General features: G+C 34.6%; 26 protein-coding genes. 6 read left to right on the top strand and 20 right to left on the bottom strand.

The window, feature by feature from the left end:
* Both ACJJVT_RS05180 and nfsB (ACJJVT_RS05175) read right to left on the bottom strand, forming a co-directional pair.
* Window positions 1-1,782, bottom strand: a complete 1,782-nt coding sequence (locus ACJJVT_RS05180; RefSeq protein ID WP_405397019.1) for an alpha/beta fold hydrolase — start codon at window positions 1,780-1,782, stop codon at window positions 1-3.
* A 23-nt stretch (window positions 1,783-1,805) separates the two neighbouring features.
* Complete coding sequence (nfsB, locus tag ACJJVT_RS05175) at window positions 1,806-2,459, bottom strand: oxygen-insensitive NAD(P)H nitroreductase (protein WP_405397018.1); 654 nt, start codon at window positions 2,457-2,459, stop codon at window positions 1,806-1,808.
* Between the two features lie 225 nt (window positions 2,460-2,684).
* Between nfsB (ACJJVT_RS05175) and ACJJVT_RS05170 the strand changes: the two genes are divergently transcribed.
* Window positions 2,685-3,074: a winged helix-turn-helix transcriptional regulator gene (locus ACJJVT_RS05170; protein ID WP_405397017.1), complete on the top strand. Its 390-nt coding sequence runs from the start codon at window positions 2,685-2,687 to the stop codon at window positions 3,072-3,074.
* A gap of 49 nt (window positions 3,075-3,123) precedes the next feature.
* Here the strand turns inward: ACJJVT_RS05170 and ACJJVT_RS05165 are convergent, their stop codons facing one another.
* The 18 genes from ACJJVT_RS05165 to ACJJVT_RS05080 all read right to left on the bottom strand — a co-directional run bounded on the left by ACJJVT_RS05165 (window position 3,124) and on the right by ACJJVT_RS05080 (window position 20,414).
* Entirely contained in the window at window positions 3,124-4,020 is an 897-nt protein-coding gene (locus tag ACJJVT_RS05165; RefSeq protein WP_405397015.1) for a DUF6999 family protein, read from the bottom strand.
* A gap of 3 nt (window positions 4,021-4,023) precedes the next feature.
* Window positions 4,024-5,874: a beta-ketoacyl-ACP synthase III gene (locus ACJJVT_RS05160; RefSeq protein WP_405397014.1), complete on the bottom strand. Its 1,851-nt coding sequence runs from the start codon at window positions 5,872-5,874 to the stop codon at window positions 4,024-4,026.
* A 3-nt stretch (window positions 5,875-5,877) separates the two neighbouring features.
* Window positions 5,878-6,597 (bottom strand): sterol desaturase family protein, encoded by a 720-nt coding sequence (locus ACJJVT_RS05155; protein ID WP_405397013.1) that lies wholly within the window; start codon window positions 6,595-6,597, stop codon window positions 5,878-5,880.
* Window positions 6,598-6,823: 226 nt separating this feature from the next.
* On the bottom strand, window positions 6,824-7,942 hold the full coding sequence (locus ACJJVT_RS05150; protein ID WP_405397012.1) for an esterase-like activity of phytase family protein: 1,119 nt from the start codon (window positions 7,940-7,942) through the stop codon (window positions 6,824-6,826).
* Between the two features lie 83 nt (window positions 7,943-8,025).
* Entirely contained in the window at window positions 8,026-8,811 is a 786-nt protein-coding gene (locus ACJJVT_RS05145) for an SDR family NAD(P)-dependent oxidoreductase (RefSeq protein WP_405397010.1), read from the bottom strand.
* Window positions 8,812-8,886: 75 nt separating this feature from the next.
* The gene (locus ACJJVT_RS05140) at window positions 8,887-9,849 is read right to left on the bottom strand and encodes a 2OG-Fe(II) oxygenase (RefSeq protein ID WP_405397009.1); all 963 of its coding nucleotides are present in this window, start codon (window positions 9,847-9,849) and stop codon (window positions 8,887-8,889) included.
* A gap of 248 nt (window positions 9,850-10,097) precedes the next feature.
* On the bottom strand, window positions 10,098-11,081 hold the full coding sequence (locus ACJJVT_RS05135) for a zinc-dependent alcohol dehydrogenase family protein (RefSeq protein WP_405397008.1): 984 nt from the start codon (window positions 11,079-11,081) through the stop codon (window positions 10,098-10,100).
* 160 nt (window positions 11,082-11,241) lie between these two features.
* Window positions 11,242-12,087 (bottom strand): enoyl-CoA hydratase/isomerase family protein, encoded by an 846-nt coding sequence (locus ACJJVT_RS05130; protein WP_405397007.1) that lies wholly within the window; start codon window positions 12,085-12,087, stop codon window positions 11,242-11,244.
* A 211-nt stretch (window positions 12,088-12,298) separates the two neighbouring features.
* Window positions 12,299-13,165 carry an AraC family transcriptional regulator gene (locus ACJJVT_RS05125; RefSeq protein WP_405397005.1) on the bottom strand — a complete coding sequence of 289 codons (867 nt, stop codon included), beginning with the start codon at window positions 13,163-13,165 and terminating at the stop codon, window positions 12,299-12,301.
* Window positions 13,166-13,177: 12 nt separating this feature from the next.
* Window positions 13,178-14,824, bottom strand: a complete 1,647-nt coding sequence (locus ACJJVT_RS05120) for an FAD-dependent oxidoreductase (RefSeq protein ID WP_405397004.1) — start codon at window positions 14,822-14,824, stop codon at window positions 13,178-13,180.
* Between the two features lie 11 nt (window positions 14,825-14,835).
* Window positions 14,836-15,105 (bottom strand): UBP-type zinc finger domain-containing protein, encoded by a 270-nt coding sequence (locus ACJJVT_RS05115; RefSeq protein WP_396634435.1) that lies wholly within the window; start codon window positions 15,103-15,105, stop codon window positions 14,836-14,838.
* A gap of 18 nt (window positions 15,106-15,123) precedes the next feature.
* Window positions 15,124-15,597, bottom strand: coding sequence for a Dps family protein (locus ACJJVT_RS05110; protein ID WP_405397003.1), 474 nt, complete (start codon window positions 15,595-15,597; stop codon window positions 15,124-15,126).
* 258 nt (window positions 15,598-15,855) lie between these two features.
* On the bottom strand, window positions 15,856-16,692 hold the full coding sequence (locus ACJJVT_RS05105) for a DUF4437 domain-containing protein (RefSeq protein WP_405397002.1): 837 nt from the start codon (window positions 16,690-16,692) through the stop codon (window positions 15,856-15,858).
* Between the two features lie 204 nt (window positions 16,693-16,896).
* Entirely contained in the window at window positions 16,897-17,379 is a 483-nt protein-coding gene (locus ACJJVT_RS05100; RefSeq protein WP_405397001.1) for a cupin domain-containing protein, read from the bottom strand.
* A 147-nt stretch (window positions 17,380-17,526) separates the two neighbouring features.
* Window positions 17,527-18,534, bottom strand: coding sequence for a zinc-binding alcohol dehydrogenase family protein (locus ACJJVT_RS05095; RefSeq protein WP_405396999.1), 1,008 nt, complete (start codon window positions 18,532-18,534; stop codon window positions 17,527-17,529).
* Window positions 18,535-18,554: 20 nt separating this feature from the next.
* A complete protein-coding gene (gene nfsB, locus ACJJVT_RS05090; protein ID WP_405396997.1) occupies window positions 18,555-19,214 on the bottom strand; it encodes an oxygen-insensitive NAD(P)H nitroreductase in 660 nt (219 codons plus the stop codon).
* A 209-nt stretch (window positions 19,215-19,423) separates the two neighbouring features.
* Entirely contained in the window at window positions 19,424-19,723 is a 300-nt protein-coding gene (locus tag ACJJVT_RS05085; RefSeq protein ID WP_396634440.1) for a putative quinol monooxygenase, read from the bottom strand.
* A gap of 61 nt (window positions 19,724-19,784) precedes the next feature.
* Window positions 19,785-20,414 (bottom strand): alpha-ketoglutarate-dependent dioxygenase AlkB family protein, encoded by a 630-nt coding sequence (locus ACJJVT_RS05080; protein WP_405396996.1) that lies wholly within the window; start codon window positions 20,412-20,414, stop codon window positions 19,785-19,787.
* Between the two features lie 163 nt (window positions 20,415-20,577).
* Here ACJJVT_RS05080 and ACJJVT_RS05075 point away from each other — a divergent pair, with 163 nt between their 5' ends.
* The 5 genes from ACJJVT_RS05075 to ACJJVT_RS05055 all read left to right on the top strand — a co-directional run bounded on the left by ACJJVT_RS05075 (window position 20,578) and on the right by ACJJVT_RS05055 (window position 25,808).
* Window positions 20,578-21,474, top strand: coding sequence for an AraC family transcriptional regulator (locus ACJJVT_RS05075; protein ID WP_405396994.1), 897 nt, complete (start codon window positions 20,578-20,580; stop codon window positions 21,472-21,474).
* Window positions 21,475-21,694: 220 nt separating this feature from the next.
* Entirely contained in the window at window positions 21,695-22,435 is a 741-nt protein-coding gene (locus tag ACJJVT_RS05070) for an SDR family oxidoreductase (RefSeq protein WP_405396993.1), read from the top strand.
* A 21-nt stretch (window positions 22,436-22,456) separates the two neighbouring features.
* A complete protein-coding gene (locus ACJJVT_RS05065) occupies window positions 22,457-23,854 on the top strand; it encodes an NAD-dependent succinate-semialdehyde dehydrogenase (RefSeq protein ID WP_405396991.1) in 1,398 nt (465 codons plus the stop codon).
* Window positions 23,855-24,087: 233 nt separating this feature from the next.
* Window positions 24,088-25,086: an NADP-dependent oxidoreductase gene (locus ACJJVT_RS05060; protein WP_405396990.1), complete on the top strand. Its 999-nt coding sequence runs from the start codon at window positions 24,088-24,090 to the stop codon at window positions 25,084-25,086.
* 44 nt (window positions 25,087-25,130) lie between these two features.
* A complete protein-coding gene (locus tag ACJJVT_RS05055; protein WP_405396989.1) occupies window positions 25,131-25,808 on the top strand; it encodes a type 1 glutamine amidotransferase domain-containing protein in 678 nt (225 codons plus the stop codon).
* Window positions 25,809-25,825 lie beyond the last annotated feature (17 nt).

The raw sequence follows: 25,825 nt of genomic DNA, 5'->3' as shown, positions 1-25,825 counted from the left end.
TTATTTTAATGGAGTAAGTGGTACTTTTTGAATGATTGTAACCTCTTTTATTTTTGCAAATCTGTCATTTGGATTATCCTTTACAATCCAATGGTGAGAAGTAGTTGCGGTTAATTTTTGACCCTCTTTTGTTATCCCTTTCCAAACAAAATCTACGTTGACTTCATATTCATTTTCAGAAATTACTTTTACAATAAAGTTCTCTGGAAAATGACTGCTTTCCTTCAATTGTTTTGGTGTTGCATTCAACCATTGTTCTAATTGCTCTATGGTAACAATAGGTTCGCTATTTGTTGAAAAATTAAGTTTAAAACCATCTGCTAATACCTCTTTAAAAGGCGCAACATTACCATCTAACTGTTCCATATTTAAGAGCCAGTAATGCATAAGAGATAACATTCGGTTTTCTGGATATGCATCCTCAAACGTTGGATCTTTAATCTCGCCAGTAGGGTTAATATTAATTTCTGTAAACACAGGTAAAAGCGCACCAGGAACCTCTTTTAAAAATGTGCTGTAATGCAAAGGATAACTGTCATTAGAACCGTCTGACTTTAAATTTTGATAAATAATATCAGCTTCTAAATTAATAGTACCGTTCTCTAATTTATTAACTTCTATATTTTGAATATGATGCGCATTTTTCCATCCTTTATAAACTTTTAATCTTTCAGGATAATTTTCTTTGCCTTGCATTTCTCCAGCTGCAGATTTCATTTTTATATCATCTGCTAAAATTTCTAACTGATTTTCTAGTCGCTGTTTATTTTCAATATCACGTTCATAAAAAAGATACCAACGGTGATATTGTACGATAGCTGCGTGAATAATTTTTGTGTTTGTTTTCATAATATATTTAGTTTTAGAAATGAATTTTTTAATATCATTGGCTACTTCTTCCGGAACTTCTAATTGTGGAGAGTGCGATGCGTTTTCAATAACTACTAACTTCGCATTGGGGATGTGGTCTCTGTAGTACTCTGCCACATTAAACTTTACCACTTCATCGTGTCTACCCTGCAAGACTAACGTAGGTGCTTTTATAGATTGCACATCATCTTTAAGATTGAAATATTTTCCGTTTTTAATTGCAGGAATTAAAGAACCGTCAACAAAATCTTTACTGTTGTTAACCGTTTCAATCATATAATCTGCTATTGGACCTGGGAGGTCCGGTACTTTGTAAAACACACGCGAAAGCACAGCATTTAACTCTTCTTTGTTTTCAATTTCTTTACCAAAACCGCTGTACACCACGTGGTCATCTATTTTAATACCCGCAGCATCAAGTAAGATCAAGTTGGTAAGGTCATTGGGATATTTAATAGCATATGCTGCAGCGGTATGTCCGCCCATTGAGTTACCAACAAGGTTAAATTGACTCACGCCAAGTTTTTCTAAAAAGGACTTCAGAAAAGTTGCTTGTCCGTCTATAGAATAATCAAGTCCTTCTTTTCTTTCATTTTCACCGTGACCCGCTAAATCGGGTAGAATTAAATGATAATCTTCTGATAAAAATTTAGCCGTTTGTAAAAAACTACTTTTATCATCTCCCATACCGTGAACAAGAACAAAGTCTGGCTTATCATCTTCCCCTTCACTTTCATAGAAATGAACAGTGTAGCCATTTATTTCAACCGTCTTTTTCTCAAGACCCGAAGCACGAGCATAGCTGGCATTGGTTTGGTCTACAAGAACCTTTGGAAAGAAGAAGTATATGACTGCTACAGCAATCACTAATACTCCAATAATTCCACCAATTATTTTTACAAACTTCTTCATGTTTTTTTAGATTTTAAGATTGATTATAACTGAGTAATAACTGTTTCTTCAGGAAACCTAGACTTTGGTAATTTTGCATTAAAGTCACTGTCTTTTCTATAACCTAAAGACACAACTGCTAGAGCGGTGAAGCCTTTTTCGCGTAAGCTAAATTCTTCATCTAAGGCTTTTACATCTACACCTTCCATTGGGCAAGCATCAATACCTAAGGCAGCTGCACCTAATAAAAGTGCGCCCATATTTAAATACACTTGCTTTTCCATCCAGTGTGGTAAATCTTTAAGGTCATAGCGATGAATATTTGCAAATAACATACGACCACCGTGCATTTGATCTTTAAACTCTTGTGCTGCAAAGCGACCATCTTGGTCTTCTTGCTCCAAAATGCTATTCATATAATCATCGTCTGCATCTGTGCGAGCTGCGATTACAATTACGTGAGATGCATCTAAGACTTTTGGTGTATTGAATTTGAAAAATCCTTCTGTACCTTTTGCAATTCGCTCTTTACCTTCTTGAGTATCTGCAATTAAAAAATGCCAAGGTTGTAGGTTTACACTAGAAGGACTTAAACGCAGTACATCTTTTATCTGTTGAAAATCTGCATCTGATATTTTCTTAGTTGCATCAAATTCTTTTGCTGAGTAGCGGTTGTTTAATATTTCTGTTAGATTCATTTTTACTATTTCTTAACTTGTTGATTTATAATACTATCAAAATTATAGTACAAATGTAAGTGTAGAGTTGGTACGTGTCAATAACGGTCAAGAAGTATAGTATACAAAATAATTTGTAATAATATGAATATCAATTATTTGAATACATAATATTTTACTATAAAAAGTATAGTTGCATACTATATTAAAGCTTATTATCTTTGTCATATATTTAATTTTAAAGAAATGGACAGAAAAGAACTGTTTGAAAAGAAACCAAAAATTAAAATCAATAATAAAATATCATTCTGCCCAACGAGTGCAGCAATGGAATTGATAGGTGGAAAATGGAAGAGTGTGATACTAACGCATTTAATAGGTGACAAAAAACGCTATAACGAGTTGCGTAAAGAAATTCCTGGTATTACTGAGCGCACATTGAGTTTACAGTTAAAACAATTAGAAGCAGATGGTATGGTAAACAGAAAAGTGTTTACAAAAAAACCACCTTTAAAAGTAGAATATACCCTTACTGAATTTGGGCAAACATTGGTTCCTATTCTAAACCTAATTGTTGATTGGGGTTTACACGCCGCAGAAACTAAGGGAGAGTTTTTGTTTGAGAAAGAGGCTTAATAAAAAGTAGTCTTAGTTTCTGGGATTACCAAAACCGTTAGTTTTATGTCTATTTTAAAGGAGTTATAATACCATCGCGATCTTTATTTAATTTCATTTTAACCAAGACTTCATGCAGGGTTTCAGCCGCTAGACCGTGTAATACCAATCTGTATGCAACACTATAGGTGGTAGCTGGCACCATTGGGTGTTTATTATTCACCAAACCTAAATGCCCTGGGGTATTTATAATTTGAGAGGTGTAAATGGCTATGGTTTCATCTAATTGTAATGAATTTGATGCTCTAATAAAATCATTTGATGTAAGGAATAATTGGTAGTACGGCGTGAACAGTTCTATAGCCGATCTTAAATCAAGAAAGTTTGTCCATTTATTCGGAAATTCGATATGATCAAATTGATCTTCAGAAATCATATCTAAATTTATTTTTTTCGGCGGTTCAATTTTGATGCCTTTTTGTTTCAATTGATTGTTCAAATGAATTACAAAATTGTACAAATTCAAATCATGCTTTAAAAATAGGTCGTCTTTTACATCTTCAAAATCTTTAGGCTTTAAAGGATTACCTACAATTTCTGCTTCAGGAATATTGCCTGCAATAAATTGTAATATTTCGGTTCCGATATGAAAATGTCTAAAAATCAGCAAATTGGCATCTGGACTTATAAAGGTTTTTAAACCCCAAGCTAAAATGCGATGCAATATTCTAGATGAATTTATAAGGTTGGGTAAAAAGAACTTAAAAATATGAATTAAGAACATCGAAACCTTAGACCCAATATGTACAATAGGTAAAACGTATTTTGCAGATTTAGAAGCGTTGTCTCTCATCAAAGCCAACTTGGTGGTTTGATTAATAGGAATACTTTCATCTAAAAACAGTGCTAACCAAGGGTTAGGGTCCCTTTCGTCGTGTTTTGAAAAATCCATGTTTTCGTCTATCATAGCTTAATAATTACCTAATTCATTTAACTGCATAGTGTATAATTTAGCGGTAATCTTTGCAGTTTTTACTATTTTCTCAGCAACGACCATATTCATTTCTGGATGATTCAAAGCTTCTTCTAAATTATGAAAATGGTTTTCATCAGCAACACCATGATAGGTGAAAAAGGAAACCTGTTCGTCTTTCAAATTTAGTTGATCTTTTATCATTTTGCCCCAATAACCAGCCAAACGCTTGCCTATGCCTTCAATAATAAACATAGATCCCAGCAAATCAATAGGGTTGGGTTTACTAGCCTGTTGAAACATAAATGATGTAAGGGAAACCGTACCGATATTCTTTTCTCCATTTAAAATCACTTCCAAATCTTCTCCTAAAGCCACATAATTTCTTTCTAGCATTTGGTAATCTTTATGCTCGGCAGCAGTATGTTTGATAAAGGCAGAACGTAGCTCGAAAAGTTCAATATCAATATTTGAGGCAGCCCTCGATATCCATTGAGAACCGTCAATAACCTGTTGTCTAAGGTCGGTCAATAATAGCTTGTAATCAGACAAACTAAGCGTACCATTTTGTATTTTCGCTATAACGGGTACCTTAAGTAAGGCGTTTTCAAAATCAATCCATACTTGAGTTAAATTACGTATTAACCATTCTGAAGTTTCGGTCTTGTTAATAACCAACTCTGGAGATTCTATTTTTCTTAAAGGATACGGTTTTGTATCTGTATCGCTGTCACCTACTACCGTTAATTGCATGAACGAGGTAATAAATCGACCACTTTCAGGAACCATGCAAAGTATTTTGTTGCCCGGTTTTAATTTTCCTGAATGCATTAGTTCGTCGAGCATAATAAATATAGAGGCAGAACCGGTGTTTCCCTTTGAAGTTAGGTTGCTGAACCATTTATTATCGGCTATTTCGCCACCCCCTTTAAGCATTAATTCTTTAATAGGGTCTTTGAACATTTCTGAAGAATAATGGCAGCATAACCAATCGATTTCATTCGTATTGATTTTACCTTGATCAATGAGATCAAAATAGTGAGCAACTCCTGTTTTTATAACCTTATCTAATAATCGGGTGTCTTGTTGTAAATTGATGGCACCAGCCTTAGAGGCTTCTTCATAACTAGGGTAATCTAACCAAGTTTGTTCATTTTCGTTTTTATTGTCAGTCTTACCTGTATACATACAAACAGGAAATTCGTTAGCATGAGACTTTAGGTCGATCCAATCTATTTTTAAGGAAATACCATTTTCATTTTTCTTGTTTTGAAGAACAAAAGCCCCTGCCCCATCAGAAAGCATCCACCTTAAAAATTCGGCATTAAATGGTAGGTCTTTAACTCCTTGTGCTTCAAATCTAGAAGCTTTAAATAGTCGACTTGCCAATTCACTACCCACACAAACCGCATTCTCTTTTTCATCGCATTTAATTTGTGCATATGCATTTTTCAATGCCATTATACCACTAGCACACACACTTTGAAAATTAGCAACTTCACATCTGTTGAAATCCAGTCCGGCATGTACCATACTGGCAAAACCAGGTATTGGTAAATCAGCCTGAGTAGTTCCTGTACATAACAACTCAACATCGGTAGTTCTCAAACCACTTTTTTGAATTGCGTTATTAACGGCGCCAACTGCTAATTGTGCATTAGAATGAGTGCTTCTTTGATCCTTATCGATTGCATAGTATCTTGTTTTAATGCCATTTTGCTTTAAAACTCGATTTTTTGCACGGCTATCCTTACCATATATACGACCTAGGTAATCTTCCATTTCGTCATTAGTAATGGCTGTATTGGGTAAAAAAGAACCTGTACTTGTTATAAATACCTCACTCATATATTAGCGGTTATGTCTTGAAAATAATTTGTCTAAAAGATGTAATGCAAATCCGTAATTTCTACGTCCTTTGCTATGATGTTCATTGTGATGGGTGCCAAAAAGTTTCCAGTTTCGACCTTTTCCATTCCCAAACCTATAGTTACAGTGTCCTGCAAAATTTAATAAAATACTTACCAATGGATACAAAAATATAGCTACAATAGAAAATGGTACAAATGGAGCGATTATTAACGGAACCGTGCTTAGAAGAAGAGCTTCTACCCAGTGAAAACTGAAAACAGAATATACAGTAGGTACCGTAGATTTGTGATGAATTTTATGCACATGCCTCATCATGAATTTTTGATGCATTAAGCGGTGTACAATATAAAAATGAACTTCGTTCCAAATAGTAAGAATTATAAGTCCTATCAATATATTAGACCACGAATTGGGCAATAGTTCAATGTTCCCATTTCGAATTAAAAAAATAATTGGGATAATTGAAAATCCAAAAATTGCAATTGATTTTAAGGAGTGTTTTATTTCAAAGGCTATCTGCTTTTTAGAAACTTCGATAGCTATTACTATATTTAGTATTTGCTTACGCTCTAATAGCTTGCAGCTATATAAAAACAGCGTGCCCACACCAAAGTATAAGATTATAAAGTAACCGAATGTAAGACCATATAGTGCTATATAAGAATAATTAAAAACAATGTCTTTTATAAGATGGTCCAAGTCAATAATTTGCTTTGTATGTAACGAATATAAGCTCTTAAAATTGAGTAAAAGAATTAAATACAAAGTACGTTCATCTTATTAACGTAATTTATTAGGTAGTTTATTGTCTTAAATAAAAATATGTTTTTTATTGTCTGAATATTACAAAATGAATCGAGGTTTGCGCATAATAAAACCCCAACTTATAAAAGTATAAATTGGGGTTTATTCAATGTTTTTAAATTTATTTCTCTACTTCAAACAAGATAAACTGATTCAGCTGAGGACCATAAAGACTAAAATTATTATCGGCTACAACGACTAATGAGCGATTACCATTTTCAAAATCAGGTCCAAAAGTGATACCTTCAATATTGTCGACAATACCTTTGGTTAATTCATCTCTAATATCTTCAAAATTGAATAAAAGCTTCTTTGTTACTTTGGTATAGTGCTCACCTTTTAAGCTATTAAAACTACTTACATCGGTTGCTTTGCTTGCATCTACATCGTAAATTTTAACGGTATTACCTCCGTCACCGTATCCCATAGCATAAGAACGTTCTAAAACAAAAAACTTATTTTTTTCATATTCTAGAATCTCTACGATACCATTCAATTCAAAAGTAGCTCCGTCAGTTGCAGGGCGAGCAACTTTGTCCAATTCATATACTATCTCCTTCTCGAAATGCCCTGTTTCTTTATTTATAAAAGCTATTCTTACGGGGGAATCTGTTTCTTCTAAAGTAGGTTCTTCACCATCTTGTTTTAAGGGAAGTTCCATTGCAACCCAGTATCCTTTTTTATTGAAACTTAATGTGATGCCTTCGAAGACTCCGTTGTGGTGAGGTCCAAAATTTAAGTCTGAATTGGGCAAATATCGATTTGCTAGTGTAAACTCATTTACAAACACTCCGCTAGAATCAGCAATTTGTACAAAGGGTTTTAATCCATCTTTTATATTTCCTTCACTTGTCCAAATAAAAGAATTATTATCATATCGAATAGATTCAGGGTCCACTATTCCTTTAGGTATAACTTCAATAATAGAATCTTTGAAATGAGTAACGGAATTTATCGTAACCGAACCAAACCTGTTGATGTCATAAGAAATATTCGCGCTATAAAATCGAGGAAATTCGCTATCATCACTGATAGCATACCAGGTTCCATTGGCATAATCAATACCCGATAATCCCCCTACTCTAGTGTTCTCAAATGTAGTGTCATCTGGCAAAACATATTCATCTATAAAACGTAATTTTAGATTGTTTTTCGTTTCTTTAACCACATTCTTATAACGGCAAGAAATCACGGTTAATAATACTATAAATACAATTAACGTTCTAACTACGATCTTCATTTATCGGTTTTTAATAGTGAAAGTTAAAATTTGAAATTATTCCTAATTCAAAGGTAGCATCAAAAAATAACAAGCCATATTATTTAAACCAATGTATTTGTCAAAGAAAGTAATTCTTCAATCTTTTTAGCATCATATGCATCTGGGTGTGCATGTGCATAACCACCTTTGTCATTATCAAAATAGGCGTTTGTTTTCGCCATATCTGTCATACTTAAATCATACAAAATGTCAACCCCTTTTTCTGCAGGAGACCAATGTTGACCGTAGGCTTCCTTTGCCATCTTAGTATTCAATAACGAACCTGGGTTTACGGCAACAACCAAAATACTTGGTTCTTTTTTTGCTAAATCAAAACTCCACATGGTCAACGCTAATTTACTTTGTGCATAGGCATCATTAGCCCCTAAAATCATTTCACCTTTTAGTGCACTTAAAGAAACTGGGGATTGTGCCGCAGAACCAAGATTTACGATACTAGGTGCATCGGCTTTTTTCAATAACGGTAATACCGCATTTGTAAATTGATATGGTGCTAAATAGTTTACTGTTAAACGAACATCTACTCCGTTCGTGGCAGTATCAGTCTTAGCTTTTAAAACACCTGCATTGTTTACCAAAATATCAATTTTAGGCATTTTTTCAGCCACTTCTTTTGCCATTTGTTTAACCTCTGTCAAGTTTGAGAAATCAGCTAAAAAACCTACTATATTGTCATTCTTTGATTCCGCTTTGATTTCGGTTACAGTAGCCTTTAACTTAGCATCAGTTCTACCATGAACGCCAATAAAATGACCTTCTTTCGCCAAACGAAGTGCCAGTAGCTTACCTATACCATCAGTACTTCCCGTAATTAAAATATGTTTCATTTTTTTAGACTTTAGTATTTTATAAATAAAATTTTGGCAGAAAATGTTCTGCCAAAATTCTGTTTTCTTTTATTTTTAAAACGGTGCAAAGGTATCTTTGGGACCTTCTGGTAAACTCCAACGCTCGCGAGCCGTAATATTTTCTGCTACAACAACTTTTGATGTTGAATTATCAACGCTGCCATAACTATTTGCACCTCCTCGTGGTATTTGCATACGATCTCCATACAGCCATACAACCAAGTTACTACGTTGTCCGCTAGTAATTGGATGGGTAGCATGAGGTACTTTGCCAGTATGAATTATTGCCTTACCGGGTTCAAAGATAGTTTGAACAACCTTTCTTGTAGACGTATCATGAAAATCGACTTGTGAACCTGTAAATTTTTCTTCAGGTAAGTTAATATTGATATTCAAGGTAGCTGCAGAAGCATCCGTATGGGCATGCAAATCTTTATCTTTATCTGGGTTATACTGAATAGAAAAACCAAAGGTTTGGTTATCGTAGCCATAAGTACCTAGTAATAAACGGGCGATCGGACGCATATAGCGGTCCATTATTTCGTTGTAAAATGCCTGAAAATTAGGAGCTGCAATGTGTCCCTCTGAGCGCGGATCTAGCATAACTCCATGACGATTCAATTGAATACCATAAGGTGCACGTCTAGGTATTTCAGAATTTACAGTAGCCTCTAAATACTTGCGAAATTCTGCTAAGCGTTCTAAATCAAAAAACTGAGCAGAATACACACCAGGGATAATTTCTTCCCATAAATCAGCTACAGCATTTTCTTTTTCCGGATTTTCCCAAGCATCGTTTATCGCTTTTCTCAATTTTGGGTCAAGTAGCGTTTCATCAGGAATTAATAAACTGTCTTTGTTTTCTATTTCCCATTCGCTCCATGCATTTTCAAGTAACTCTCGGTTGCTATTCCAAAATTGTGACACAGAAGGATCACGGTTTAATGAAGCTTCGCGAGTTGGTAGTGTAAGTGCACGAGCTTGTGCGAGTGCATTAGTATTTGTTATTGTTTTCATGATATATTTGTTTTTTACCAAAACCTCTTTAAAAGTATTTTTGGTTTTATTTACTTATTCATTCTGATAACAAAGGTAGTATGAGACACCACTAATTTTTTGGTAGTAAAAACGGTTGTTTAGGTAAATTTCAAGGTTTTATTTTAAAGCAAAAAAATGCCCCATTTCTGGGGCATTCAACAAAACATATTAATCGGCATGTTTAGAACGTGCAACTCTAATCCTACTGCATATTTTATTATCTATTATTAGTTTTCAACCACAACTTTACCAATGGCTGTACCACTAGCTAAGTGTGCATAAGCATCACCGACTTGTTCTAATGAAAATTGATTTTCATCTACAATCGGGGTTAAATGACCTTCGTTAGAAATTTCAGCTAATTTTTCTAAAATACTACCATGATTTTCTCTTTTGAAGTTATGTAACATCGGAATCAACATAAAGACCACGTGTAATGATGCTCCTTTAAAGTGCAACGGAGTTAAATCGATTTCCAATAAGGAAACCGTTGTGGAAATATGACCGTTTAGGGCAACTGCTTCCATAGAGTTTGTCAGGTTTGGACCACCAACGGTATCAAAAACAACATCAAAACCACCATCGGTATATTTTGCTGTATAATCTGCTACTTTTTCAGTTTTAAAATCGATAAAGGTTGCCCCGAATTTTTCAACAATTGCTTTTTGTTTGTCACCTGTACCAGTAGCAAAAACTTCTGCTCCAAAATATTTAGCCAGTTGTACCGCTAAATGACCAACACCGCCAGAACCACCATGTACCAATACTTTCTGACCTGCTTTTACACCTGCTCTTGTCAAACCTTCATAAGCTGTAATTGCAACTAAAGGTAAAGCTGCAGTTTCGCGCATAGTCAAGTCTTTTGGTTTGTGACCAATTAAATTGCTATCAGCTACAATGTATTCTGTTAATGTCCCAAGTAAATCTGCTAATCCACCAGCACAACCGTATACTTCATCTCCTACAGCATAACCCTCTACGCCTTCTCCAACAGCTTCAATTACTCCGGAAAAATCCATACCTAATAAGGCTGGTAAAGCTGGTGACAATGGTAAATCTGACCCCATATTCTTAATCATCATATCAATAGTATTGACACTAGATGCCGCAATTTTCACTAAAACGTGATTTGCTTTTATTGCTGGTTTCGCTATTTCTGAAACTTCAAAATTTGCATTTTCTCCGTAACTGTTTAATAACATTGCTTTCATAATCTTTCTTCTTTATTTATTTCGTTAATCGTTAATCGTTGTTGTTTTTTCGCTATGCGCTATGCGCTATGCGCTATGCGCTACACGCTACTCGCTTCGCGCTTTACTCAAAAATTTAAAGCGATATGCGCTCAGCGTAAAGCGTAAGGCGCTCAGCGCCTTAATTCACTTCTTGAATATCCATAACCATTTGTTCCCAGTTTTTCTGATTATCGTGGTCAAATTGTGCTCCGTTATCATCTGCATAGGTAAAACGTTTTATAGCCGGAGTTTTACTTGTTGCTTGAAATAATTGGTATGCTTCTTCTTTTAAAGCTTCTTTTATTGGTAAATCTATAGACGCATATACTGCACGTTTTGAAGCTGCAATAGAATCTGCCGGAAATTGTGATATACGTTGTGCTAGGGCATCTACATAAGCACCAATTTCATCTGCGTCTAAGGCTTTGTTTATGGTTCCGAATTTTTCAGCTTCATCAGCATCCCAATCTCTAGCGCCTAAAATTATTTCTAAAGCTTTACCTAAACCTGCTTGTCTAGCCATACGCGATGCTCCACCACCACAAGGTAAAATGCCCATACCTACTTCCATTTGCATGAATTTCGCTTTTCCTCTAGCTGCAAAACGCATATCTAAAGCCAACGCCATTTCGTGTCCGCCACCTCTTGCAAAACCTTCAATTTTGGCGATTGTTGCTTGTGGCACGTTGCTTAGTCTTTCTAATATTGCTTGTAAGTCTAATAACTGTACTTCGTTTCTTGGCACAGCTTCCATAGACATATCTTTTAATAAGTTGGTATCATAATGACATACCCAATATCCTGGATTTGAAGATTCAAAAACCACAACTTTTACGCTTCTATCTCTTTCTAATCGTAAGCATAAGCTGCTTAAATCTGCTAGCATTTCTTGCCCCTGTACATTTACTGGTCCGAAGTTGATGTCTACGGTTAAAATTCCGCCTTTTTGTTCTGCTGTAAATGTTTGAAAGTTCTTGTAGTCCATAGTATTTATTTTTCGGTTGATATTTATTCTGTTTTAATTACAGTACAAAGGTATCTAGGGACACAAGGTTCAAATGGGTAAAAAACAAAGTGGTTTTGGTAAAAAAAGAGGTAAATGGTATTTTTCTGAGTAGATGAAATAAAAAAGCCAGTATTAATAACGATTACTTTGAACCATTACTAATACTGACTTAAAATATTTTATATAAAGCTTATGCCGATATACTTGCCTTAAAAGCCCCAATCGTCATCCCTTTATAGCTTTGGAAAGTTTTGTTAAGGTGACTAGAATCTGTAAACCCTAATTCCATTGCAATTTCTGAAAACTGCAAATCGGTATATTTTAAACGGGTTTCAACAAGTTTTAACTTGTAGTTGATGATGTACTTCTTTAATGAAACATCGGTATGCTTTTTAAAATATTCACTCATATAATTATCTGACATATGAAACTCCTCTGCCAGACTTTTGGTGGTAAGCAATTCGGAATTGTAAATATTGGCGTGAATGTAGTTAATGATTTGTTGAATTTTAGATGACTTCACATTCTTTACCGTATCTGCCGTATTAATGAATTGAATATTTCTAGCAATAAGATGTAGAATAACCGATACGGAATTTTGAATGATAAAAATATCAAAGGTCTGCTCGCTCATATATTCAGTCGCAACCATGTTAATAAGAGATACCAAGTGTGAACGGTCAGATTCGGTTGCAAATTGCATTTCACGAAGCTGATGACTTTCGCTATTTAGTATTTCTTCGATTTTTCGAAACCAATCATTTACCGGTAAGGTTTCGTTTAGCGCAGATGTTTTTCTAAAAAAGCTCTTTAAAAATTTTATAGCCACTGTGGTGGTGGCAGAATCAGGGTTTACAATATAAATATCGTCAGGAATAAAAACAAAAACACTGTTAGAAGTATAGGGTACGGTATTACCGTTTATTTTAATAGTCCCTGTTCCTTTTTCAAAATATACAATTTCAAAAAAACGAATGGTAGTATACTTACAGAACTCAAAAAATGTTTGGTCTTTGTATTTCGCAATAACGATATTCTCTATAATAGTTCTAGCCATGAGTATAAAAGGTTACTTTACAGTTTTTACTTCGTTTTCCAGGGCTAAAAACTTATGGATATCACTCACCACAATAGACCCCTCGCCTACTGCCGATGCCACACGTTTTACGGAACCTGAACGCACATCGCCCACAGCAAAAAGTCCGGGTAAACTGGTCTCGAATGTATAAGGTTTTCTATTGTTGAATACCGTTTCGTTTTTAAGGGCATTATCGCAAATGGTGAGACCCGTGTGCACAAAGCCTTTTTCATCTGTATCGATAATATTGTCTAGCCATTCGGTACAGGGTTTGGCGCCAACAAAAGTGAATAGGTAATTGATGTTATTCTCAATTAACGTCTCATTCTTTTTGATTTCAACCTTTTCTAAATACGTATCCCCGTCAACTTTAACCACGTTACTACTGGTCAATACTTCAATATTTTCGCAAGCGATGATACGTTGCACCAAGTAATCGCTCATTTTGGCACCAATATCCTCATTTCTGATGATTACATAAACTAGGTGTGCATAATTAGCTAAAAATAATGCTGCTTGTCCCGCAGAATTACCACCGCCAACAATACCTATTTCACTATTCTTGCACATATTGGCATGCATAGATGTGGCGCTATAGTAAATACCAGAGCCTTCAAATTTTTCAATTCCCTCTAAAGGCAGTCTTCTATATGCAGCGCCGGTTGCAGCAATTACCGTTTTGGCTTTTAAGGTTGAAGTGTTGTTAGAGTTGATTTCATAGTAACCTTTTTTACGTTCAATGCCTTCCACTCTATGCGGTACCGAAATAGTACAGCCAAACTTTTGAGCTTGAATGTAGCCGTTGTTCGCTAAATCCCGACCGGAAATACCTGTAGGAAATCCCAAGTAATTTTCAATTTTAGAACTCTTGCCAGCTTGTCCGCCAGGAGAATTACTATCAATGGTCAATACACTCAATCCTTCTGAAGACGCGTATACGCTAGCAGCCAAACCTGCAGGTCCAGCGCCTACGACCAAAACATCATAGATTTCATCATCTAGTTCTAACCGAACTCCCGTACACATACCAATTTCATCAATTGATGGACGAATAGAAATTTTATTCTGACTATTGATCAATACGGGTAAATCTGATTCCTTTAAGTTGAAAGTATCTAACATTTGTACCAATCCATCCTCCTTGTCAGAATCTATAAAATTGTACCAGATATCATTTTTATCCATAAAATCTCGGATAGCATACGTTTCATTAGAATGTTCGGAACCTATTAATTTTATACCCTGAACTTTGTTTTTAAGAGCATCTTCCCGCAATAAAAAGGCGTTTAAAAGTACATCGCTAATATCGCTGAATTTGGCAATGGCGCTTTTTAGCTTTTCTGGACTAATTCGTATTAGTTGTGTATTTTCTAAAGTTTCGCCACATACACCAACCGTTCTATGGGAGAGAATACTACTTGAACCGGAAAATTGATGCCTTCTATGTATGGTAAGGCTATCATCTTTTTTATCAGGATCAATAATTCTTATTCCGCCAGTAAGCACTACGAAAAAATCGTAATGTTGATCACCAAAGTCCAACACCACGGTGGGCTCTTTATAAAATTCGATTTCACCGTAAGATTTAAGTTTCTCTACTTGCAGATCGGTGAGTTCTGGATATTTAGGATCTATCATAATTGGTTGGTTTAATACGATACAAAAGCTTCATCTTTATAACACCAAAGCCATCTCTCGTTAGGTTCGGCAGAACTAATAACGGGATGGCTTGTTGTATTAAAATGAGCGGTAGCATGCTTGTTTTTAGAATCGTCACAGCATAGTGTAACACCACATTCTTGACATGTGCGTAGATGTACCCAGACATCGCCAAGTTTCACACATTCTTCACATACGTGCTCAGTAGCAGTTTTTAATTCTGAAATGGCATTAATATGTACACATGCATCTTGCTCCATGAAATATTGTTCTTATAATTAACTTACACTAGCACGTAACATCCAAGCCATTTCTTCATGTTCTTGTAAAAGTCCAGTTAAGAAATCTGCTGTACCTACGTCTTTCAAATCTTCTTCAATAGTTGGTATAATTTTTCTGATTTCAACTATAATAGTATCATGATCTGCTAATAGTACTTTCATATAATTTAAACTAGAATTATCACCTTCTATTTCTTCTGATAAGTGAGTTAATTCTAAAAATTGCTTAAGGGTACCTGGTGCATAATGACCTATTTTTCTAATACGTTCAGCTACACCATCAATAAATTCTTTAATAGCATTATAATGATCTTCAAAGAATACATGTTTTGTATGAAAATCAATACCTTCTAAATTCCAATGAGCCCTTAAGGTTTTGGTATAAAGTACATATTCATCTGCTAAAACTTTTGCTAAGTGCTCAGCGACTTTTTCTCTATTTTCTTCTGTAATTCCGATGTTCGTTTTCATATTTTCTTGTCTTTTTATTTAATTCTTAAACTTCTCAGACAAATTAAGCATAGAAATTGATTTTTGCTAGTTCTTCATAAATTGTAAATAGCTCATTTACAATAATTATTAATGCTTTCAATCGCTATTTTTCAATCTGTAAGATTTGTTTTACGAATTATGCTATTCTTAAAAAAAATGAACATATTTAAGCTCGGTTCGCACGGGTAATATGGTTATTAACTAGGACGATGAGCGAAATATGTAAACCTAAATAGTTTACATAGTCACTTCAAAATCACCGTTACTTCTAATATAAAGAACCGTTTCTTTAGCTGTTGAAATGATTGAGGTTGCGTTTTCTTCTGCGCCAAAATATGAAGGAGCGTCTAATTGATTTTTAGTTCCCTTTTTAGAAAATTGATGAGTTATACCACCAGAAAGAACTACTGTTCTAAAATTAGGACTCAAATTTTTGATTTTTCCACTGAAGCCTGCTGGCAACCTTAAAAGTGTTGCACGCAATTGATTTTCCTTGTGGCTTCCCCATAAAAAAGCAGTTTCAACATTACTCTTTGCAGAAACCCATTCAATATCGTTAGCATTTAGCCAAACCATATTGGTTTTGTCTACATTAATTGGTCTTTCGCCATTATCAAAGGCTTCAGATGTTGGTTGTACTAAATACGGACCTTCTTGAATATCTAAAAAAGCCATATTTTCATTATCGTCAGCAGCTGTAATATGTGCTTCTCCTGCTGGTTGCTGCCAATAAGATCCTGCTGGCAACCACTGTTTTTCTGCTTTTTCATCATCATTATGTAATAAACCTTGTATTACTACACCTCTATAAGTAATGTTGTGAATGTGTGGTGGCGATGAAAATCCTTTTTTAAATTTTACTAAAAATCCAGCAGGTTCATTTTTTGTACGATCTCCCCAAAGTTTTCCGGCAGCCGGACTTTTGTCTCCACGTAACGGGTTTAACCAACCCCATTCAACATTGTCTGCCGTTACCACCTCATTTACAGATTTGGCAGGATCTGTTGTTGGTGTTTGGGCACTTGTATATGCCGTTGTTATTATTGCTAATGCAAGTAATATTGTTTTTTTCATTTTGATATGTTTTATTTCCATGCTATTTCAATAAAAACACTCGAAGTGACAATCTCTAATAATGATTAATAGTTAAAATGTCAGTTCGAGTGAAATTCTAATTTCAGCATTTTGTATCGAGAACATATCATTTAAAAGATTTCTAGATTCCTTCCCGTTGATTACCATAATTTTGGTGCATCAAAATTCAATCGAAGTGACTTACTAATTTTCTTTATCTGTCTTTTTTAAATAATCTGGTAATTCTTTGCTTAACCAATCTTGACGTACAGGAACGTGAACATCTAAATCCACTGTTTTTTCCAATGCCCAAAATTCGTGCGGTACATTTTCTGGAAAAACAATTACTTCCCCGCCAGAAACAATTACAAATTCCTCTTTGCCATCAATTATAGTCTTGATTTTTACCTTGCCAGACATAATGTATGTTATCTGCTCATTAGGGTGTTTATGCCAAGGAATGTGTGCTCCTTTTTCCAAGTCAAAAATGGTCATTTGCCCTTTTTCACCGTGAAACCATTTTCTTTTAATACCTTCACCAATGGACTCAGATTCCATTTCATCAAAATTGAAATGTTGTACTTGTGAAGTGGCTACAGAGTCTATGGTATTTACTTGAGCATTTGCTGTACTACTTATAAATAATGCTGTTATAGCTACTGCTGCAAGTGTAATTTTTATCTTCATTTTATAATTTTATGTTAGATACCCGTTGGAATGAAATTTTAAAAGTCATTAGTATCGAAAAGCAAGCGTGTTCCCAAATTCTCGATACATTTTTATTTCCATGCTATCTCAATAAAAACACTCGAAGTGACATTTATGATAATGGGTTTAAAATCCTTCTAAAACAATTTTACCTTTTGCTTTACCTGTTTCTAAAAAAGCATGAGCTTTTCTAAGATTTTCAGCGTTTATAGTTCCGAAATTTTCTCCTAACGTAGTTCTAATAGTTCCGTTGTCGATTAATTCAGAAGCTTTGTTCAATATATTATGCTGCTCAATCATATCTTCGGTCTGAAACATAGAGCGTGTAAACATTAACTCTATATGCGTAGAAACCGCTTTTCCTTTAAAAGGCATTACATTTAGCGATTTTGGATCGTCTATAAATCCGAATTTCCCTTGAGGTTTAATCAGTTTAGCAATTTCATCTACGTGGTGTTCCGTAGCATTTAAGCTCACTACATATTCTGGAGCTGGTAAATTGTATTTCTCGAACTCTTCGCTCAATTTATTTCTGTGGTTAATAACCGTGTCTGCACCTAATTCTTTTAACCAAGACGTAGTTTCTTCACGAGAAGCCGTCCCAATAATATTTAGCTTCGTCAGTTTTTTAGCCAATTGCACCAAAATAGAACCTACACCACCGGCAGCACCGATGACCAAAATAGATTTATTGGCATCGTCTTTAGATACCTCTAATCGATCAAACAACATTTCATAGGCTGTAAGTGTGGTTAATGGTAATGCAGCAGCTTCAGCATAAGATAAACTTGAAGGTTTTTTACCCACAATACGCTCATCTACAACTTGATATTCGGCATTACTTCCTTGTCGTGTTAAATCGCCGGCATACCAAACTTCATCTCCTACATTAAACAAGGTTACATCTTCTCCAATAGCAGTTACAATTCCCGTTGCATCCCAACCAATTACACTCCAATTATCATCTGGAGAAGGTCTGTTGGCTCTAATTTTATAATCTACAGGATTTACTGAAATTGCTTTTATTTCAACTAAAATATCTCTTCCCGTAGCTTTTGGAGTTTCCAATTCTACATCTTGTAAAGACTTTATATTGTCAATTGGAAGATTCTCTTTGTATCCTATTGCTTTCATCTATATTAGAATTTTTAAAATTATATTATCGTAAAAATTTCACTTTCCGCTAATCTAGATTTTGGCGTTTTATCAGGAGAGTTGAAATCAGATTCCGCTCTATATCCTAAAGAAACAGCAACTAAAGAGGTGAATCCTTTTTCTCTTAATCCGAATTCTTCATCTAAAGCTTTTACATCAATACCCTCCATTGGTGTAGCATCAATACCTAAACTTGCAACGCCTAATAAAAAATTTCCAATGTTAAGATAGACTTGCTTTTCCATCCAGTGCTGTAAATCTTTTAAATCGTATTTATGAATCCCTGTAAAAGCTTTTACAGCCCCTAAAAATCCATTTTTAATATCCTCATTAGGAAATCTTCCATCTTTATCCTGAGTGTCTGCAATGTGCTGGTAGTATGCATCATTCGCATCAATTTTAGAACAAAACAATACAACAGCAGAGGCATTAGTTACTTTTGGCTCATTGAAGCTAAAAAAACCTTGAGTTCCTTTTGCTATACGTGCTTTACCTTCTGCAGTTTCGGTAACTATAAAATGCCAAGGTTGAAGGTTTACACTAGAAGGACTCTTTCTCAACAAGTTTTTGACTTTAGTCATATCTGCATCAGATATTTTCTTGCTTGTATTATATTCTTTTGTTGTGTATCTCCAATCTAATGTTTCTTGTAAATTCATCTTTTTATATTTAATACCGTTGATTCTTATTTTAAAACAAAGATATATACACAAAACACTAAAGTAAGAGTACAAAAAAAGGAGAATAAGGTATAAATAGAGGTTTTTAAGTGGTAAAATCTTAAAATATTGCCAAAAGAAGCTTGTTACAGGTAAAATTACCGGTTTTTAATACATTAATTTAATGTTAAGCCTTTATAATTACAATTCTAATTGGTAAGCTCTGTCATTTTATAAGCAGAAACATTCTCAAGCTTATCTTTAGAAGCAAGTCTATAAGCTGCAATATGGTCACTTTGCGAATGTTTTGTCAAATAATCTTGATTCACCCATTTTTCGTGAAATAAGAATAGATTGGGGTTATCGTTATCTTGATGTAAGTCATAGGCAATACAACCTTCTTCTCCTCTAGTGGGACTAACAAGTTTTAGTAATTCGGCTTTTATTTCTTCTCTAAATTCTTCTTTTACTAAAATATGTACCACTAAGGTTAAATAAGATTTTTTCATAAGATGCTTTAAATTGGTTCAAAAGTTAGAATTATAAAAGTAAAGATTGATAGCGGATAAATTAACCGATATATCTAAAGGTTAGGTTAATTCTTGGGGAAATCTGTTTTGCGGTCTTCGGTATTTTATGCTTCCAATTTTCCTGGGTAGCGCCTTGCATCAATAGAAGGCTACCATTTGCCAATGGAATATCCAACCGTTTTAAATCTGTTCTTGATACATGTTTTAATTGAAAGGGTCTGGTTGCACCAAAGGTAACAGAAGCAATGACCGTATTTTTTCGTTGTTCTCCTTTATAATCTTGATGCCAGTCTACGCTATCTTTTCCGTCGCGATAATAATTGAGCAAACAGCGTGTAAATTTAATAGGTACTTCCTTTTCTATACGTTCTTTAATGAAAAGTAAATCATCATTCCATAAATGCATTTTACTTTTTGTATTCGTGTATTTAATGTCTTTGTCAACATCTTCGTACCAAGCGGTCAACCTTGGGTAGTCTACCAAATTTCCATGAATGCTAATTTGTTCTTGCTGCCACGGCGTATTATGAAGCAGACTTTTATACAGCTTGTTACTCTCTTCAATGCTGAAGAAATTTTCGAACAACGTAACATCCGCTCCTGGTAAATCAAAAGTAGTTTTACGAACATCTTCCGTTGAAAATAAATTCGTTTGATTAAATAAATCCATCTGAAAATAACATCTAGTAATCATCTATTATTACAAAGATACTGGCTTTGATAGTATCATGAAGTAGTTACAGAGGTTTAAATGGTATAAATAAAGGTTAATATTTGTAACGAGTATTTGTTTTACACTATTTTCGTTCATATATCACTTAATTATCCTAAAAATGCAAGTATTAGAAGCGTATAAACCTTTTGAAATACAAGAAATTGAGCTGAAGGATTGGAAACAACGACCTGTTAAAAATAATTTTTTTGAGCTGGTATTAATAAAGGAAGGTGAAGGTACACAGTGCATCAACTACAATGATTACGCCTACGGCAAAAATAGCATGTTTTTGCTACCGCCTTTAAAATGCCATTCTTTTACCATTGAAAAACCGACACGTTTTGTCTTTTTAAAGTTTACCGATTCTTTCTTTAAAAATGCGAACAGAATCACTATTGATAGAAATGAGTGGTTTAAAGAGGCATCGTACATTTTGTCCAATTACAATCAGTTGCCGGGTGATATCATTAAGAACGAATTAGACCGTAATTATCTTGAAAACCTTATTGAGATGATACTTCAAGAGTCTAGAAATTATGGGGAAGAGTCTATAAATTTAGTGACTAGTTTAATGACTAGCATATTGGAAATTCTGATCCGTAATATTAAAAAGAGTAGTTATTTTGAATTGGCAAAAAATAATTCAGATGATAGAATTACTAAAATGCTCGCTTATATAAATTCTAATATTCATAAGACAGAATTGTTAAAAGTTGAGAACTTGGCAGATGTTTTTATGATGTCACCCACTTATGTTAGTGAATATTTTAAAAAGCAAGTGAGCATGTCTTTAAGAGAGTATATCATTAAGGCAAAATTAAAGCTTGTAGAAATTCGCCTGCTAAATTCAGACTATACCTTGACCCAAATAGCAGATGATTTAGGTTTTACAGATGTAAGTCACCTTTCAAAAACCTTTAAGCGCTATACAGGTTCATCTATTCGTGATTTCAAAAATAAAGGAGAATACATGTTATTAAAAAGAGCATCTTGTACATCTACCATAAGTGCTTAAATAATTAGTTTTTAAACTTCACTACAATGGCACTATTTACTTTTTCGCTAAGGCATATATTTTGTTCTAATGTGTATTATTAGGATATGAGATCCTCCTTTTTTTAACTCACAAACGGTAAATTTTAATTCATTTCCTTTTCCGTCAATTCTTATTTTAATCTAGTTAAAATACATCTTTCATTCAGCGTAACTTGGTTTGAAATCAAAAAAAAGACGCAATGAATTTAGAAGATAAAGTAATAATTATAACTGGAGCATCTAGCGGAATTGGTAAAGCAACTGCAGTAAAACTAGCAGAAAATGGTGCCAAAGTAGTGTTAATGGCACGTAGTGAAGATGAATTGAACGACCTAAAATCTGACATCGTAAAAAATGGAGGTCAAGCTTTGGTCGTGCCAGGTGATGTAACCAAAAAGGATGACTTTGAAAAAGTGGTTTCAAAAACCAAGCAAGAATACGGCAAAGTATCTGGCTTGGTAAATAATGCTGGATTAATGCCATTATCATTTGTTGAAAATTTAAAAACAGATGAATGGGAAAAAATGGTGGATGTCAACGTTAAAGGAGTGCTTAACGGAGTTGCGGCAGTGCTACCGCATTTAAAAGAAAATAAAGGTGGTAACATAATTAATGTTTCCTCAATGGCTGCCCACCGATACTTTCCTGGGGGCGCGGTTTATTGTGCAACCAAAGCGGCTGTTAAAATGCTTTCAGAAGGTTTACGTCAAGAACTAGCACCTAAATATGGTATTAATATTACCTCTATAGAACCAGGTAACGTAGATACTAATCTTCTTAGCACAATCACTGACGAGGATGTTAAAGAAAAATTGAAAGAAATGCCTCAGACGGAACCGCTTAAATCTGAAGATATTGCCAACGCTATTTATTATGCAATATCACAACCAGACAGAGTTAACATCAACGATGTATATATTCTGCCAAGCGAGCAACAGTAAAATTAACTTAAAACATAAAATATGTCTACTACAACAAAACAAGATACATTTAAAACTATAAATCCCACAACGGGAAAAGAAATAGCATCTCATTCTTACATGACAGATGCACAAGTTGAAGAAAGCATTCAACAGTCTCACAAAGCATTTTTAAAGTGGAAAACTAAAAGTGTTGAAGAACGCGGCGAGATTATAAAATCTATTGGCAAAGAACTTCAGAATTATAAGAAAGAGCTTGCTGAGTTAATGACCGATGAAATGGGTAAATTGCTTTCACAGAGCAATCATGAAGTAGATTTATGTACTTCTATCTGTAATTATTCTGCAGAGAATGCACCAGAATTTTTAAAAAGCGAAGAACGTAAATTAGACAACGGTAAAGGAATAATAACGTATTCTCCTATTGGAATTATTTATGGAATTCAGCCGTGGAATTACCCAAGCTATCAAGTATTACGATATACGATTGTAAACCTAATGGCAGGTAATAGTATTTTATTAAAACATGCCTCTAATGTCACCGGTACTGCCAAATTATTAAAATCAATTTTTGATACAGCAGGTTTACCTGAAGGTCTGTTCAATGTAATGGTCATTGAGCACGAGCAGTCAAATGCCATAATAGAGCATAAGTTAGTTAGAGGTGTTACCTTAACCGGTAGCCCTGTGGCAGGTGAAAAAATTGGAGAAAAAGCTGGCGCACAATTAAAGAAGACCGTCTTGGAATTGGGTAGTAATGATGCATATTTAGTGCTTGATGATGCAGATGTAGATTTAGCTGTAGAAAAAAGTGTTATGGGTAGAATCTATAATAATGGTGAAACCTGTATTGCAGCCAAAAGATTCATAGCTACTGAAAAAGTATATGATGAGTTCAAGGAAAAGTTCGTAAAGGCTATGGATGCCTTAAAAGTCGGTGATCCCAAAAAAGAAGAGACCGAATTAGGACCCATGGCTCGTGAAGATTTAAGGAAAAAGATTCACGAACAGCTTGAAGATAGTGTTGATAAAGGCGCTGAAATTTTGTGTGGCGGAAAAATTCCCGATGGTGAAGGCTACTTCTACCCAGCCACTGTATTAGGCAATGTTCTGCCAGGTCAACCTGCATATGAAGATGAGCTATTTGGACCCGTTGCTTCATTAATAAAAGCGAAAGATGACGAGGATGCTATGCGTATAGCAAATGATAGTAGATTTGGTCTTGGTGGAGGAATTTTTTCTAAAAATGTTGAGAAAGCTACCAGACTAGCCGCGCAACATTTTGATACGGGAATGGTTTTTATTAATTCTTTCGGATTAGCTGAACCTTCAATGCCATTTGGCGGAGTAAAAGATTCTGGTTACGGTCGTGAACATGGCGGATTTGGAATGAAAGAGTTTGTAAATGTTAAGTCCATCGTTATTATGGATAATAAATAAAAGCACTTAAAAAGGGGCAGTTGAATGACTGCCCCTTTTATATAATATAGTTGTCTTTTTATAAACCTTTGTTAAAAAATGAATGTTCATTCTTTTTTTGTAATATCTTTGAACTGTCTAATAAATATAGATTATAAATTTGCTATCAGTTATATAAAAGCAAACTAGAAATAGTACTTATTATCACATATTTCTATAGACAATAATTTAGTATAGAATTTTAATAATAACTTATGAATAAGTCCATTAATTTAAAAAAACGTCCAGTAGGTACTCCTACTCTTTCTGACTTTGAATTTGTTGAAACTGATGTAAATCCTAGTATTACTGATGGTCAATTATTGTTAGAAGCCAAATATATTTCTGTTGACCCATATTTAAGAGGTCGTATGAGCGATGCTAAGTCGTATGTACCACCATTTAATTTAGATGAGCCCATAAGCTCTGGTGTGGTTGCGGAAGTTATCGAATCTAACAACGACAAGTTTAAGAAAGGTGATTTTGTATCAGGATTATTACAATGGAAAGAAAAGCAGGTTTCAACAGGTGAAGGCTTGCAGAAAATAGATAAAAGTAAGGCTCCACTTAGTGCATATTTAGGTATCGTCGGCATGACGGGCTTAACAGCTTTTTTAGGTCTTCACGAAATCGGGAAGCCTAAGAAAGGGGAAACTTTGGTAGTATCTGGTGCTGCAGGTGCCGTTGGTAGTGTTGTAGGTCAGATTGGTAAAATTCTTGGATTGAATGTTATTGGCATTGCCGGTACAGATGAAAAAGTTGATATGATAAAATCTGAATTCGGTTTTGACCATGGTATCAATTATAAAACCACTAAAGATATGCAAGCTGCCATAAAAGAAGCAGCCCCTAACGGCGTAGATATTTATTTTGATAATGTAGGCGGACCAATATCTGATGCTGTTCTCTTCAATATCAATCAGTTTGCAAGAATTATTATCTGTGGTGCTATTTCAGTTTATAACAAAACAGAAATTCCGATGGCAGTGGCAGTACAACCATTCTTGGTGAAGAATAGTGCATTAATGCAAGGCTTTATAGTTTCTAATTACGCAGACAAATTCCCAGTAGCCATGAAGCAATTATCTACTTGGTTGGGAGAAGGTAAATTAACATATAAAGAAACCGTCGTTGAAGGCTTTGAGCATACACCACAAGCGTTCTTAGATATGATGGATGGTAAGAATAAAGGAAAAATGATAGTTAAAGTCTAAATACAAGACTTATTATAAATCAATAACTTAAAAACAAAAATAAGATGAAAATATTATTCGTATTAACCTCTCATGATCAATTGGGAGACACAGGAAAGAAAACAGGATTTTGGATCGAAGAATTTGCAGCTCCGTATTACGCGCTTTTAGACAAAGGTGCTGAGATTACAGTAGCTACTCCAAAAGGTGGTCAAGCGCCAATTGATCCAAGTAGTGATTCTGAAGACGCTCAGACAAAAGATACAAAGCGTTATAAGGAGGATAAAGATGCGCAAAGCGTTATAAACAATACCAAGAAATTAGCAGAGGTAAATGCATCTGATTTTGATGCGGTATTCTACCCAGGTGGTCACGGACCGTTATGGGATTTAGCGAACGATGCAACATCAATTAAATTAATTGAAACATTCAACGAACAAGCGAAGCCAGTAGCATTTGTATGTCACGCACCTGCAGCATTAAAAGGTGTTAAAGGAACTGATGGAAATCCTTTAGTAAAAGGAAAAAAAGTAACTGGCTTTACAAATAGTGAAGAAGCAGCTGTACAATTAACTGAGGTTGTACCTTTCTTAGTAGAAGACATGCTTCAAGAAAATGGCGGAATCTATTCTAAAAAAGAAGATTGGGCAGCGTACGCAATTCAAGATGGTAATTTAATTACAGGTCAAAATCCTGCATCATCTGAATTGGTTGCAGAGAAGTTATTGGCAGCTTTGAAATAGCATTCAGAATATTAAAT

It is taken from the genome of Maribacter sp. Asnod2-G09, assembly GCF_045063795.1.
In the GTDB taxonomy this organism is placed as follows: domain Bacteria; phylum Bacteroidota; class Bacteroidia; order Flavobacteriales; family Flavobacteriaceae; genus Maribacter.
The sequence above is the reverse complement of the archived record's forward strand: the minus strand, read 5'-3'. Positions and strand labels throughout refer to the sequence as shown.

What these genes read in the sequence shown, in the direction of transcription:
- ACJJVT_RS05180 (WP_405397019.1), bottom strand. Translation starts at nt 1,782, where the DNA reads ATGAAGAAGTTTGTAAAAATAATTGGTGGAATTATTGGAGTATTAGTG.
- nfsB (WP_405397018.1), bottom strand. Translation starts at nt 2,459, where the DNA reads ATGAATCTAACAGAAATATTAAACAACCGCTACTCAGCAAAAGAATTT.
- ACJJVT_RS05170 (WP_405397017.1), top strand. Translation starts at nt 2,685, where the DNA reads ATGGACAGAAAAGAACTGTTTGAAAAGAAACCAAAAATTAAAATCAAT.
- ACJJVT_RS05165 (WP_405397015.1), bottom strand. Translation starts at nt 4,020, where the DNA reads ATGATAGACGAAAACATGGATTTTTCAAAACACGACGAAAGGGACCCT.
- ACJJVT_RS05160 (WP_405397014.1), bottom strand. Translation starts at nt 5,874, where the DNA reads ATGAGTGAGGTATTTATAACAAGTACAGGTTCTTTTTTACCCAATACA.
- ACJJVT_RS05150 (WP_405397012.1), bottom strand. Translation starts at nt 7,942, where the DNA reads ATGAAGATCGTAGTTAGAACGTTAATTGTATTTATAGTATTATTAACC.
- ACJJVT_RS05145 (WP_405397010.1), bottom strand. Translation starts at nt 8,811, where the DNA reads ATGAAACATATTTTAATTACGGGAAGTACTGATGGTATAGGTAAGCTA.
- ACJJVT_RS05140 (WP_405397009.1), bottom strand. Translation starts at nt 9,849, where the DNA reads ATGAAAACAATAACAAATACTAATGCACTCGCACAAGCTCGTGCACTT.
- ACJJVT_RS05135 (WP_405397008.1), bottom strand. Translation starts at nt 11,081, where the DNA reads ATGAAAGCAATGTTATTAAACAGTTACGGAGAAAATGCAAATTTTGAA.
- ACJJVT_RS05130 (WP_405397007.1), bottom strand. Translation starts at nt 12,087, where the DNA reads ATGGACTACAAGAACTTTCAAACATTTACAGCAGAACAAAAAGGCGGA.
- ACJJVT_RS05125 (WP_405397005.1), bottom strand. Translation starts at nt 13,165, where the DNA reads ATGGCTAGAACTATTATAGAGAATATCGTTATTGCGAAATACAAAGAC.
- ACJJVT_RS05120 (WP_405397004.1), bottom strand. Translation starts at nt 14,824, where the DNA reads ATGATAGATCCTAAATATCCAGAACTCACCGATCTGCAAGTAGAGAAA.
- ACJJVT_RS05115 (WP_396634435.1), bottom strand. Translation starts at nt 15,105, where the DNA reads ATGGAGCAAGATGCATGTGTACATATTAATGCCATTTCAGAATTAAAA.
- ACJJVT_RS05110 (WP_405397003.1), bottom strand. Translation starts at nt 15,597, where the DNA reads ATGAAAACGAACATCGGAATTACAGAAGAAAATAGAGAAAAAGTCGCT.
- ACJJVT_RS05105 (WP_405397002.1), bottom strand. Translation starts at nt 16,692, where the DNA reads ATGAAAAAAACAATATTACTTGCATTAGCAATAATAACAACGGCATAT.
- ACJJVT_RS05100 (WP_405397001.1), bottom strand. Translation starts at nt 17,379, where the DNA reads ATGAAGATAAAAATTACACTTGCAGCAGTAGCTATAACAGCATTATTT.
- ACJJVT_RS05095 (WP_405396999.1), bottom strand. Translation starts at nt 18,534, where the DNA reads ATGAAAGCAATAGGATACAAAGAGAATCTTCCAATTGACAATATAAAG.
- nfsB (WP_405396997.1), bottom strand. Translation starts at nt 19,214, where the DNA reads ATGAATTTACAAGAAACATTAGATTGGAGATACACAACAAAAGAATAT.
- ACJJVT_RS05085 (WP_396634440.1), bottom strand. Translation starts at nt 19,723, where the DNA reads ATGAAAAAATCTTATTTAACCTTAGTGGTACATATTTTAGTAAAAGAA.
- ACJJVT_RS05080 (WP_405396996.1), bottom strand. Translation starts at nt 20,414, where the DNA reads ATGGATTTATTTAATCAAACGAATTTATTTTCAACGGAAGATGTTCGT.
- ACJJVT_RS05075 (WP_405396994.1), top strand. Translation starts at nt 20,578, where the DNA reads ATGCAAGTATTAGAAGCGTATAAACCTTTTGAAATACAAGAAATTGAG.
- ACJJVT_RS05070 (WP_405396993.1), top strand. Translation starts at nt 21,695, where the DNA reads ATGAATTTAGAAGATAAAGTAATAATTATAACTGGAGCATCTAGCGGA.
- ACJJVT_RS05065 (WP_405396991.1), top strand. Translation starts at nt 22,457, where the DNA reads ATGTCTACTACAACAAAACAAGATACATTTAAAACTATAAATCCCACA.
- ACJJVT_RS05060 (WP_405396990.1), top strand. Translation starts at nt 24,088, where the DNA reads ATGAATAAGTCCATTAATTTAAAAAAACGTCCAGTAGGTACTCCTACT.
- ACJJVT_RS05055 (WP_405396989.1), top strand. Translation starts at nt 25,131, where the DNA reads ATGAAAATATTATTCGTATTAACCTCTCATGATCAATTGGGAGACACA.